A 12,667-nucleotide genomic window follows, 5' to 3' on the forward strand; every position below is an offset into this window, starting at 1 on the left:
CAATTGACTGGGCTGACCCCACCCCACTTGTAAGGGACTGTTGGTGAAATGCCAATATTTGCCTCCTTGAACAGGAGACATAATCAAATTTTGTGATGGACCACGGGCAAATCTCACTTCAAAATGCATCGTGACTAAATCTGAGCGTGAGGGGCGTACCCTACGGACGCTCGAATACCACTATTACAGGCTCTTCACCGTTGCCCGGTCTAACAGGCGTTTTCAGCTTCTTCACCGCTGTCCTCTTCACCGTCGGGGACTTCGCTGTCATTGTTTTAATTTTCGTTCCCAAACCTGTAAGTTGCCTGGAAAGACGGCCGGCCGCAATCACCTGCACATCGTTGGCCACCATGGTTTTGAGTACCTCCAATTGCCGGTTTGCTTCATCGAGATGCTGTCCTGAATCCTGAACTATATGCTGTTCGACACACAGGGTGATCTGCCTGGCGAGTGTCTCAATACTCTTTCTTACCTCAATAAACTCTGCTACGTTTGACATCAGTCACTTCCTCTAAAAAGTTAGCGTTTAATCTGTCAGAAATCGAAAAGCGATTGTATTTCGTATCAGCCGATCCCGTGAGTAGCTGCGGAGCAAAGAAGGTGAGATCAACCGTGTTCATAGTATACACATTTCTGAGGGAAATAACACTCACGATCTCATAAATGTGCTGCATTACGGCAGATACGGGAGGGTAAGCAGGTACGGAGGACTTTTGGGGCCAGGTCTTGAAACAATACTTTCTTGCCCCATCCCTATTTGTTTTCCCTAACGCTGGGGGTGTCCGGTTTGATAGGGGCAACTCCACAATGGTTATTGATGATGAGATGCCGGTTACAAAATAGGGATTCACACCCCCTGCCCCGTTTGAAAAAAAGTTCAAACCGTTTAATCCGCTCAAGCCGCCCAATTCTTTACAACTCCTTGACCCCTTATTTTCACCTTTCATTACGCAGGCTAAAGCCTGCGGCTACCCGCTCTATGCTCCTTCCGCCTTTCAGCATTCATTATTCACTGCCTTCATCACCGTTTCGCCGATACGCCGTCTCACCGGTTCGGTTCTTCTCGCATGCTTATACCTGTGGTGGCTTTTTCTTCTCCGGCGGAGGTTCCGGGGCAATCGAGGTTTGCAGCGAAGAGATATCCCTGGGAAACGGGGAGATTTCCTTGCCGGATAGCAGCCTGAATCTCATCAGGAAGTTTTAGAAGTGAAAGCCCGTTAAACAGCGTATTTATTGACTTTCCGGTGATTTCAACAATTGCCCCAACTGTTGGGGCAATTTTATCAGACAGATCCTCAGGTCTTCGTTTGTAACTTACCAAGTCGTTCATCACCCCATCCACATCATAGTTTTTATCAGGGAGTTTCGCTTGTACAAAAGAGAGTATTCCTTTGGCTTGATCGATAGGATTCAAGTCTTCCCTCTGAAGGTTCTCTGTCAGTTGGAAGGCAAGTATTTCATCCTTCTGAGTGATCGCATCAAGTATGCGTGCCGGTATTGTCGGAAGCCCCAGCTTCTGGGCGGCAAGATAACGTCTCTCTCCGCAGAGGAGTAGATATTTGCCGTCTTTCGGCGTTACAAGAACAGGCTCCAGGACACCCCGGTCTTCAATGGACTCCATAAGGGCCTTGAAGGATTCACTCTCCGTGTCGATGCTTGACCTGATCTGTTCTTCAATAATGATATCCCCTAAGGATAGATATAAAAACTCCGGATTCTCAACTGTTTTCTTCGTTGCCATTTTAATCCCCCTTGTTTTAATAGTTCAAACTGCTATAAGAAAGAGTTCAAGCCGATCAAGCTGCTCAAACTGCTCAAACCGATAAAACCGCTCAAAGAAAAGCTAAATAAGTTCAGATAGTTATAACTGTTTGAACGGCTTAAACAGCTTGAACGGTTTGAGCAGTTTTTTACGAACCGATTAAGCTCTTTCATTTGAGCAGCTTGAGCAGCTTGAACTCTCTTTTTATAACTGGTAGAATTGAATAATCAGGAATAATGACAATAAAAGGATGAAGGGGGTCATGCACTATGGGTGATATTAAAAAGATGTTTAATCCCGATGCAGTTGCACTTATCGGTGCGACCGATGAGACCGGAACAGTCGGAAGGGCAACATTAGAGAACCTCCTCCTCTCTGAAAAGAGGAAGATATTCCCTGTTAATCCGAATCGAAAAACGGTCTTAGGTCGTGAATGTTTTCCTGATATTGGAAGCGTCCCTGAGCATGTTGATCTTGCCGTTATAACAACACCTGCAAAGACAGTGCCCGGAGTTGTTGAGGAATGCGGCAAAGCGGGGGTAAATGGCATAATAATAATTTCAGCCGGGTTCAAAGAGATTGGAGAAGAAGGGAAAAGACTGGAAGCGCAAATTATGGAGATCAGGAACAGATACGGCATGAGGATTATCGGCCCCAATTGTATCGGCGTAATCAGGCCTAATATAGGGCTCAACACATCATTCCTCAGGGCAAACCCTGAAGCCGGGAAAATTGCCTTTATCTCCCAGAGCGGAGCCCTGGGCTCTGCCATTTTCGACTGGGCAATAGACGCACATATCGGTTTCAGCATGTTCGCCTCTCTGGGATCCATGATTGATGTGGATTTCGGTGATCTAATTGACTATCTCGGCGATGACTATCAGACAAGGAGCATTATCCTTTACATGGAAGGCGTGGGAAATGCAAAAAAATTCATGAGCGCTGCACGGGGATTCGCACGGAGTAAACCCATTATAATTGTTAAACCTGGCAGATTTACAGAAAGCGCAAGGGCTGCCCACTCCCATACAGGCGCTATGGCGGGAGACGATGATGTATATAGCGCCGCTTTCAAGCGGGTTGGAGTTATAAGGGTAAAAGAGTTTGCAGACCTTTTCAACGCAGCAGAAGTTCTCGATTCCAAGTACCTGCCCAAAGGTCCCCGTCTTGCAATTATTACCAATGCAGGCGGCTTTGGAGTAATGGCAACGGACACCTTAATCAGCATGGGCGGCGAGCTTGCAAAAATCTCTGATGCAAGCATAGCAGCTCTTGATAACTGCCTTCCGCCGTTCTGGAGCAAAGGGAACCCTGTCGATGTGCTGGGGGATGCCGATGACAAGAGGTATGTTGATGCAATCAGGGTATGTCTTGGTGACCGCGAAATAGACGGCATATTAGTTATCTACAGTCCACAGGCAACAACCAGTTCGGAAAATGTTGCCGGCAAAATCAGCGAAATCGTAAAAGGTTCATCAAAGCCTGTAGTTACCGCATGGATCGGTGGCAAAAACGTTCAGAAAGGAAGGGAGGTCTTCTACCAGAACAGCATCCCCACTTATGATACCGCTGAAGATGCGGTAAAGACGTATATCAATATGTATAGATATTCAAGGAACCTCGCCCTCCTCTACGAAACCCCTTCGGAACTGCCCCTCGAAGACGCACCCCCAAAATATCACCTGAAAGCATTAATCAAGCGGGTTGCTAAAGAAGGACGAATGCTTCTCACCGAAGAAGAATCAAAGGATTTTCTCAGCATCTACCGCATACCCGTTGCAACGCCCTATCTGTGCCGTGACGTGGATGATGCGGTGAGCACTGCAAAAAGAATTGAGTATCCTGTGGTTTTGAAAATTGTATCTCCGGATATTATCCATAAAAGCGATGTTGGCGGTGTTGTTGTGGGGATCAAGACTGAGGAGCAATTGAGATATGAATATTCGCACATGCTGAAGAACGTAAAAGAAAAGGCCCCTCATGCAGCAATCATCGGCATGACCCTCCAGAGAATGATTGAGGGCATCGATTATGAAGTTATCCTGGGTACAAAAAAGGATAAGGATTTCGGCTCGATCATTCTCTTTGGCATGGGTGGAATCGGTACGGAGATTTTTAAGGACATCTCTATCGGTATCCCCCCTTTAAACCAGACATTGGCAAGAAGACTCATGGAAGAAACGCAGGTTTACAAAATGCTCCAGGGGTACAGGGGGAAAAAGCCTGCTGATTTGATGCAGCTTGAACAAATAATTGTAAATTTTGCCAACCTCGTTGTCGATTTTCCTGAGATTGCAGAGATGGATATAAACCCCATCGCCATAGCCGGCGGCAAGGCTTATGCAATTGATGCACGGATAATTATTGATAAAGAATGTATAGAGCATGCATCTCAATACCCGCACCTTGTGATTACGCCTTATCCTGTACGATATATTATGAACTGGAAGATGCCGGACGGCACAGAAGTAATGCTTCGGCCTATTAAGCCGGAAGATGAGCCTCTGGAGCTTGAGATGCTCTCCACCCTTTCTCAGGAGTCATTAAGGGTACGGTTTTTCTCCATAGTTAAGGACATCTCCCATGAAATGCTGGTCCGGTTCTGCAATATTGACTATGATAGGGAAATGGCGATCGTGGCTGAGTTAAAGGATGGCAACGAAAAGAGAATAATAGGCATAGGAAGACTGATAATTGAGTCCGGTACAAAAAGCTGTGAATATGCGGTGCTTGTTCATGATCAATATCAGGGTAAAGGGTTGGGGTATAAACTGGTTGACCTTCTCATAGGGATAGCCCAGGACAAAGGGTTGGATGAAATTTACGGGACAGTGCTCTCGGAAAATGATAAGATGCTTCGCGTTTCGAAAAAATTAGGATTTAAATTGAGCCGCCTGCCTGAAGGATTGACAGAGGCAAGATTGGCGCTGAGGTAAAACAGTAATTGCCTGCTCAATCTTTCGAGAGGGAGGATATGGATAAAGACAAAGCACACTCACGGATAGATGAACTCAGGAGAGAAATAGACTATCACAACCACCGGTACTATGTGCTGGATGATCCAGTAGTTTCAGACGCTGAATATGACAGACTGATGCGCGAATTGATGGAATTAGAGGGGAACTATCCCGAATTTCTCAGCCTCAACTCGCCAACTCAGAGGGTCGGGGCACAACCTCTGATAGAGTTTTCAACAATAAAGCATACATTACCAATGTTAAGCCTTCAAAATGCAATGTCTGCCGATGAATTGACAGACTTTGATAAACGGGTCAAAAAGCTGCTGAATGTGACTGATGTGGAATATGTAATGGAGGTGAAGATAGACGGCCTCGCCGTTGAACTGGTCTATAAAAATGGTGAATTCATACTGGGTTCAACAAGGGGCGATGGTTACACAGGCGAAGATATAACGCAAAACCTCAGGACGATTAAGGCAATACCCATGAAAATCATCGGCACCGCAAACATTACAGTCCTGGAGCTTCTTGAAGTAAGGGGCGAAATATATATCGGGAGGAAAGAATTTGAGGAATTGAATAAGCGGCGCGAGCTATCCGGAGAACCGCTCTTTGCAAACCCCCGAAATGCCGGAAGCGGCTCAGTGAGACAACTTGATCCGAAAATCACAGCGGCCCGAAAATTGAATATCTTCTGCTATGCAATGGGCGAGGTCAGAGGGGTAAATTTTGAAACTCACTTTCAATTCCTTGATTATCTGAAGAAATGCGGGTTCAGGGTAAATCCGTATGCAAAGCTATGCAGGAATATTGAAGAGCTTTTCGAACACTACAATTATATACATGATATGAGGGATCAGATTCCTTATGAGATTGACGGAACGGTTATTAAGGTAAACAGACTCGATTACCAGAACATCCTGGGCGCTGTTTCCAGGTCTCCACGGTGGGCAATCGCCTATAAATTCGAAGCCCATGAAGAAACGACAATAATTAAGCGAATCGATGTTCAGGTGGGCAGAACCGGTGCACTCACGCCGGTTGCCATACTTGAGCCTGTTATGGTGAGCGGGGTCGAGGTGTCAAGGGCAACCCTACATAATGAGGATGAGATAAAACGAAAAGACATTATGATAGGCGACACTGTCATCATATCACGGGCCGGAGATGTAATCCCCGAAGTGCTGAGGGTTTTGAAGGAAAAGAGGACAGGAACCGAGAAGCCTTTCGAGATGCCCGAGAAATGCCCCGTCTGCAGCGAGGAGGTTGTTCGTCCGCCTGGCGAAGCTATAAGACGTTGCATCAACATCAACTGCCCTGCCCAGATAAAAGGCAGCATTGAGCACTTTGCCTCCAAGCGGGCCATGGACATCGACGGCCTTGGAGAAAAACTTGTGGAACAGATGGTTGACAAAGGTGTTATCAGGGATGTTTCCGATCTCTATTATCTAACAAAGGATACACTGGCAAGTCTTGACCACATGGCCGACAAATCTGCTCAAAACATTGTCGATGCCGTTAATGCCGCAAAGAAGCGGTCTTTTGCGAGGTTTATCTATGCCCTGGGGATACGGAATGTGGGTGAGCATATTTCCGGCCTCCTTGCAGAACGATTTAAGAATATTGAAGAATTAATGGAAGCAACGGAAGAACGACTCATCAATATTCCCGAAATAGGTCCTGAAGCATCAAGTAGCATAACCGCTTTTTTCGGGGATGGAAAAAACAGAGAAACAATCAAGAGAATCCTCGATGCAAATGTAGAGGTAGAATACGAGCCGGTCAGCAAAAAAACCTTAGAGGGGTTTACATTCGTTTTTACGGGCTCCATGAAGAGCATGTCCAGAGATGAGGCAAGAAAAAAGGCGGAATCCCTCGGCGCAAAAACCGCCCCCTCTGTCAGCAGGAAGGTCACACATGTGGTGGCCGGAGAAGAAGCGGGTTCAAAGCTGGACAAGGCAAGGGAATTGGGTCTCACGGTCCTGGACGAGGAAGAATTCCTCGGGATGATAAGGGAAAGTTCATAGCTCATGGCTCATAGCTGATAGCAAAAGCGGACAGCGGATAGCGTAGAGTTTTTAAGGTGAGTTCGTATCCGCTAAACGCTATCCGCTGTCCGCTTAGAAAACCCTTGACTCTCCAATCCTGTTAATAGTAAATAGTCATTCGTGTTTAAAAAAAGATTAATAATCCATCCCTCATTCACGCGCAGGTTAAAACCTGCGACTACCAGCTATTCACTATTCACTATTCACTATTCACTATCCGCTATTCCCCGGACAAAGGCGGTCCGGGACAGGCACTATTCACTGGTTTCAATATGAATGGCATTATCGGCGGCACATCGCTCCTCGGTTCATCCGTTTTCGCCGGGTGGGATGAAAAAAAGATAGCAACACCCTATGGCGACACATATGTAAAGATAAGCAACAACAACGTCTTTATTCAAAGACACGGCTCTCCGCCCGTACCTCCCCATAAAATTAATTACAGGGCAAACATCTGGGCGCTTAAATACCTGAATGTTCAAAAAGTCATATCTGTTAACTCTGTGGGAAGCCTCAAGATGAAAATACCGCCGGGGACTTTCGTTATTCCCCGTGATTTTATATCTCTCTGGATTGCAGCTTCATTTTATGACAAGGAAATGAAGTTCATTATACCCGAGATGGATGCCGGACTCTTCAAGTACGTCTGTAGTCTTGCCAGAAAACTTAAAATGAAAGCGAAGTCCGGCGGTATATACATCCAGACGATCGGCCCGAGACTGGAAACAAAAGCGGAAATAAGACTGCTTAAACGGCACGGGGATGTTGTCGGTATGACAATGCCATCAGAGGCCACCCTGTGCATGGAATACGAGATTCCTTATGCCAGTATATGTTCTGTTGACAATTACTGTAACGGAATTCTGAAAGAACCCCTTACCATGAAAGAGATAGGAAAAAGCTGGAAAAAAAACATGAAGGCCATTGAAATATTCATCTCAACGCTGCTTGAAAGGAATTTTGCATGAACATTTTGATAAGGGGCGTACAACTGAACGGCAGCATAAAAGACATTTTCATAAAAGACGGCACCATCGAAGAGATTTCTGAAAAATGCACCCGCAAGGCAGATAAAATAATCAACGGAAAAGACAAAGCTGCCCTTCCCTCTTTCATCAACGGTCACACCCATGCGGCAATGACACTCATGAGGGGATACGCCGATGACATGCCCCTCGAAGCCTGGCTCGAAAACAAAATATGGCCCCTCGAAGCCAAATTAACCGAGGAAGACATTTACTGGGGTTCAAAATTTGCCTGTCTTGAAATGATAAAAAACGGGATAACGGTATTTAACGACATGTACTGGTTCTGGGAGGCAACAGCAAAGGCAGTGTGCGATATGGGTGTGCGGGGTTTTATAAGCGCTGTTTTTATTGATATGTTTGATGAAAACAAAGGCAAAGAGCAGATCGATCTCAACCTGAAACTTTTCGAATTATCCGAAAAATACAAACCCCACGTAACGTTTACTTTCGGTCCCCATGCCATTTACACCGTATGCAGGGAAAGTCTTCAGTGGATGAGCGATTTTTCAAAAAAACATAATATCCTTATCCACATGCATCTTTCCGAAACAGAAGAAGAAACAAATTTTTCTCAGAAAAAATACGGTCTTTCCCCGACTGAATTCCTCAACTCTACCGGCATTCTCTCGGACAGATTCATCGGCTGTCATGGTTGCTGGCTTGATGAAAAAGACTGTGTCATATTAAAAAGCAACAATGCAAAACTGGTTCACGTCCCCGTTTCTAACCTGAAACTCTCTGTAGGCAAAATATTCCCGCATCACCTCGTAAAAAACGGGCTGGACATACCCTTCTGTTTCGGTACAGACGGATGTGCATCGAATAATCATCTTGATATCATTGAAACGATGAAATATGCATCCCTTCTGGCAAAATTTTCTACTAATGACCCGACAATGTTGCCTGCAAGAGAAACATTCGATCTTGCCACGAAGACCGCTGCAAGCATATTTTTCCTGCCTGAATGGGAGATAAAGGCCGGAAATAGCCCCGATATTATCCTTGTTGATTTGAACCGCCCGGAGCTTAATCCTGGATTTGATATTTATTCTGATATCGTCTATGCATCGAACGGGTACATAGTTGACACCGTGATCTGTATGGGCAAAGTCCTCATGGAAAACAGATACGTCCCCGGTGAAGAAGAGATAATAAGACAGGCCAAAAAGACGGCAAAATCATTAGTTGCGAGATGACATTTGTATGCGATGCAATGCTCGGCAAACTTGCAAAATACCTGAGGATGCTCGGCCTGGATACAGTTTTTATCACAAAAACAGATTATTTAAATAATTTCAAAAACGAACCTGAAAAACCCATTTTTCTTACACGAAGGTCAATTGGAAGTATGCCGTACGATACATGCATCTCCATAAAATCAGAACATGTCGACGAACAGTTAAGGGAGATTCGAGACCTGATCAAACCCTTTATCCATGAAGATATGCTGATGAGCCGTTGTATAAGGTGCAACATGCCTCTCGATGATGCAAAAAAGATTGAAATCGAACAATTCGTACCTGAATACGTGTTCCACCATTATGACAAATTTAAAGCCTGTCCCTCATGCAAGAAGGTTTACTGGAAGGGATCACATACTGAGCATATGACAGAGTGGATGGAAGAGTTTTTAAAACCTGAAAAGGAGAAACAATGAACCGGTCTTCTTTCCCTTTTAAAGAAATGATCGAGACATTGCAGGATACTTTCAAAGACGAAGTGCCTGTTGTAACGAAAATTTCACAAAGAGAAAACGGGAATCCTTTTCTTGTTCTCGTAAGCACGCTATTGAGCCTCAGGACGAAAGATGAAACGACTGAAAAAGCAATGGAGAGGCTTACAAAAGAAGCAAAAACACCGGAAGATATTCTGAAAATTCCAATTAAAAGGCTACAGGAGTTGATTTATCCGGTTGGATTCTATCGAAATAAATCAACAACCCTCAAGGACGTGTCCCATATCATTATTGACAACTATAATGGAAAAGTTCCTGATTCAATCGATGAGCTGTTGAAAATTAAAGGCATAGGACGGAAAACAGCCAATCTTGTTATTACAGAAGGCTACGGAAAACCTGGAATATGCGTGGATACCCATGTGCACAGAATATCAAACAGGATAGGAATCGTAAAATCAAAACACCCCCATGAAACAGAGGCATCTCTCAGAGAAGTACTGCCCAAAAAATACTGGATCATATACAACACCCTTCTTGTTACATTCGGTAAAAATATATGCAACCCCGTCTCGCCGCGATGCAGCGTATGCCCGATAGCACACCTGTGCCGGCAAATCGGGGTAGCGAAGCATCGTTGATAGATTACTTTTTATATACTGTCAGTTTCAGAAAGATGGTCACTATTGGTTCCATTGGTTCAATTGGTTCTAACCAATAAGACAAATCAAACCAATCAAACAGATTCTTAATAAAACAGGATTAAACTACCACCAAGCATCGAGGATCAAGATTTAGGATAGTAACTGATGGATTACTATTTTTTATAGATTTGACTTGACAGTATTTATGAATAATCATAATATACCCTCTAAAGCGGCTTGTAGATTCGCTTTAATATTCAATGAAAGGAGTCAAGTGGTATGGCAGTAGGTAAGGTAAAATGGTTTAACGATGCAAAGGGATATGGGTTTATTGAGCAGGACAATGGGGAAGATGTATTTGTTCATTTTTCAGCAATTAAGCAGGAGGGATTTAAAACACTCAAAACCGGTGAAAAGGTTGAATTTGAAATCACCAAAGGCCCAAAGGGTCCTCAGGCAGAGAACGTTATGAAGGCAGATTGAAAAGAAGGGGGGATCAGCCCCCCTTCTTTTCAATAATTTTTATCTCATTCCACAAGCTATCCATTTCGGAAAGCGATGATGTTTTTAATTCTATTTTCGACTCAATATAACTAAAGCGTCTGATAAATTTGTTGCACGTCAGTCTCAATGCATCTTCAGGATCTACATTATAAAATCTCGACATGTTAACCACTGTAAAAAGAAGATCGCCGATTTCTTCCTTTATTGATACGGTATCGCCTGATTGCCCTGCCCTCTTCAGTTCTTCTATTTCTTCTGACATTTTTTCATAAATACCATCGACACTTTCCCAATCAAAACCAACATGTGCAGCCCTTCTTGAAATAATATGGGCCCTTAGTAAGGCAGGCATTGCGGATGGGACATTGGAAAGCAGGGAATAATCTTCTTTTTCATCCTTTTTGATTTCTTCCCATTTTTTCTCAATGGGTTTGTCGGAAGGTGCATCCATAAACACATGAGGATGGCGGTTATACATCTTCTTGTATACCGAACTTACAACTTCTTTAATATCAAATTGCTTCTCATCTTTACAGATCTGAGAGATAAAAACAATATGAAACAAAAGATCACCCAGCTCTTCTTTTAACGCCTTATAATCGTCCTTCTCTATGGCATCAATTAATTCATATACTTCCTCTAAAAGAAACGTTTTAAAGGCTTTCGTTGTCTGTTTTTTATCCCATGAACAACCTTTTTCTCCACGTAACGTTGCCATAAGTTCAACCAGTTGAGTAAATTCTTCCATCTTAACCTCTGTTTAAAATTACTTCTTACATTCTATTTTTCTGCAATCGTCTCTAAAATGATGTTAACCGCCCTTTCCATTACCTCTTTCTGTGCCTCTATTATTCTGCGTCCCTGGTCTCCCATTCTTTCCCTTAATCCATCATTTTCAATGAGCAAGCTGATTTTTTCAGAAAGCCCTTCAGCGTTATTAACCATAATTCCTGCCCCATTCTCCAGTATAGTACCGGCGATATCTCTGAAGTTTTCCATATAAGGGCCAAAAAGAACAGGGGTACCGAAGAATAACGGTTCGAGGACGTTCTGTCCGCCATATGGAGCAAGACTCCCGCCAACAAATGCAACCATGCTCTTCTTATACACATCCAGCAAATCTCCCACAGTGTCAACTACTACTGCTTCAACGGCTTGAATTGCCTCAACGGATGATTTTTTATACACAGAATATCTCATTGTATTAAGACGATTTGCCAGCCCATTTTCAATCATATCTACAAGATTCAGCTCTCTCGGTACAATAAAAAATCTAAATAGAGAGAAACGTTTTTTTAACATATCAATAACCTGTAATATGATGTCTACTTCTTTTTCTTTTATACTTCCGAATGTTACTATGTTTTCTTTATGTATATTATCACATGTTGTATCTACATCTCTGTAATATTTAATGTTACCAGTATTTATAACTTTCGTTGAATCCATGCCTAAGGATTTAAAACGTTTCGCATGTTCCCCTGATTGAGCAAGAACAAGGGTTATATCAGAAAAAACGTTTTTAAGAAAAAAAGAGAGAAACAGGTAAGCATTATAGGTTTTATCGGATATTCTTCCATTAATGATGATAACAGGTATATTACGCTTTTTAGCTTGCCAGACAAGGTTCGGCCATATCTCTGTTTCCACGATGAGCAGGGACTTAAAGGTGGATGTGCTGATAAAGTGCTTCAAGGAATACGTTAAATCAAACGGGAGGGAATATACACTAATCCTGTTATTAAATTTCTTACGAAGCATATCCCTTGCATAGTATGTATTTGTGGTAATGAGAAAATTATCAAAACCACTTCTGTTTCGCATGTAATTCACAATAGCTTCAGCAATAACCGCTTCGCCGATAGAGGCTGCGTGTATCCAGATGGCACCCTTTAAATCTGTATTCTTTGTACTTGACCACAAACGCTCAGATAGATTGTTCCTTATTTTCCTTTTTGTCAGCGAAAACAAGAGAAAAAACGGCAGCAAAATGTGTAAAAGAATATTGTAGGCTATTTTCCACATGCAATTTCATCTGCTTTTTCT

The 12,667-nt window shown here is 43.3% G+C and carries 11 protein-coding genes; 7 read left to right on the plus strand and 4 right to left on the minus strand.

Annotated features, from left to right (window positions below):
• Positions 1-160: 160 nt before the first annotated feature.
• Together NTX75_10950 and NTX75_10955 are read right to left on the minus strand one after the other, a co-directional pair.
• The gene (locus NTX75_10950; protein MCX5816737.1) at positions 161-499 is read right to left on the minus strand and encodes a hypothetical protein; all 339 of its coding nucleotides are present in this window, start codon (positions 497-499) and stop codon (positions 161-163) included.
• 546 nt (positions 500-1,045) lie between these two features.
• Complete coding sequence (locus NTX75_10955; GenBank protein ID MCX5816738.1) at positions 1,046-1,741, minus strand: ParB/RepB/Spo0J family partition protein; 696 nt, start codon at positions 1,739-1,741, stop codon at positions 1,046-1,048.
• A gap of 290 nt (positions 1,742-2,031) precedes the next feature.
• Here NTX75_10955 and NTX75_10960 point away from each other — a divergent pair, with 290 nt between their 5' ends.
• The 7 genes from NTX75_10960 (at position 2,032) to NTX75_10990 (ending at position 10,600) form a co-directional block, all read left to right on the plus strand.
• Positions 2,032-4,698 carry a bifunctional acetate--CoA ligase family protein/GNAT family N-acetyltransferase gene (locus tag NTX75_10960; protein ID MCX5816739.1) on the plus strand — a complete coding sequence of 889 codons (2,667 nt, stop codon included), beginning with the start codon at positions 2,032-2,034 and terminating at the stop codon, positions 4,696-4,698.
• 38 nt (positions 4,699-4,736) lie between these two features.
• Positions 4,737-6,749, plus strand: a complete 2,013-nt coding sequence (ligA, locus tag NTX75_10965; GenBank protein MCX5816740.1) for an NAD-dependent DNA ligase LigA — start codon at positions 4,737-4,739, stop codon at positions 6,747-6,749.
• Between the two features lie 293 nt (positions 6,750-7,042).
• A complete protein-coding gene (locus NTX75_10970) occupies positions 7,043-7,738 on the plus strand; it encodes an MTAP family purine nucleoside phosphorylase (protein ID MCX5816741.1) in 696 nt (231 codons plus the stop codon).
• Positions 7,735-8,994 (plus strand): amidohydrolase, encoded by a 1,260-nt coding sequence (locus tag NTX75_10975; protein MCX5816742.1) that lies wholly within the window; start codon positions 7,735-7,737, stop codon positions 8,992-8,994. Before NTX75_10970 ends, NTX75_10975 begins: the two co-directional genes overlap by 4 nt.
• A complete protein-coding gene (locus tag NTX75_10980; protein ID MCX5816743.1) occupies positions 8,991-9,455 on the plus strand; it encodes a hypothetical protein in 465 nt (154 codons plus the stop codon). The genes NTX75_10975 and NTX75_10980 overlap by 4 nt, the downstream gene beginning before the upstream one ends.
• Positions 9,452-10,114 (plus strand): endonuclease III, encoded by a 663-nt coding sequence (locus NTX75_10985; protein MCX5816744.1) that lies wholly within the window; start codon positions 9,452-9,454, stop codon positions 10,112-10,114. The genes NTX75_10980 and NTX75_10985 overlap by 4 nt, the downstream gene beginning before the upstream one ends.
• A 282-nt stretch (positions 10,115-10,396) precedes the next feature.
• Positions 10,397-10,600, plus strand: a complete 204-nt coding sequence (locus NTX75_10990; protein MCX5816745.1) for a cold-shock protein — start codon at positions 10,397-10,399, stop codon at positions 10,598-10,600.
• Positions 10,601-10,613: 13 nt separating this feature from the next.
• Here the strand turns inward: NTX75_10990 and mazG are convergent, their stop codons facing one another.
• Together mazG and NTX75_11000 are read right to left on the minus strand one after the other, a co-directional pair.
• Complete coding sequence (gene mazG, locus NTX75_10995) at positions 10,614-11,369, minus strand: nucleoside triphosphate pyrophosphohydrolase (protein MCX5816746.1); 756 nt, start codon at positions 11,367-11,369, stop codon at positions 10,614-10,616.
• A 32-nt stretch (positions 11,370-11,401) separates the two neighbouring features.
• A complete protein-coding gene (locus NTX75_11000; GenBank protein ID MCX5816747.1) occupies positions 11,402-12,646 on the minus strand; it encodes a hypothetical protein in 1,245 nt (414 codons plus the stop codon).
• Positions 12,647-12,667: the final 21 nt, after the last annotated feature.

The sequence above is a fragment of the Pseudomonadota bacterium genome (genome assembly GCA_026388315.1).
In the GTDB taxonomy this organism is placed as follows: domain Bacteria; phylum Desulfobacterota; class Syntrophorhabdia; order Syntrophorhabdales; family Syntrophorhabdaceae; genus MWEV01.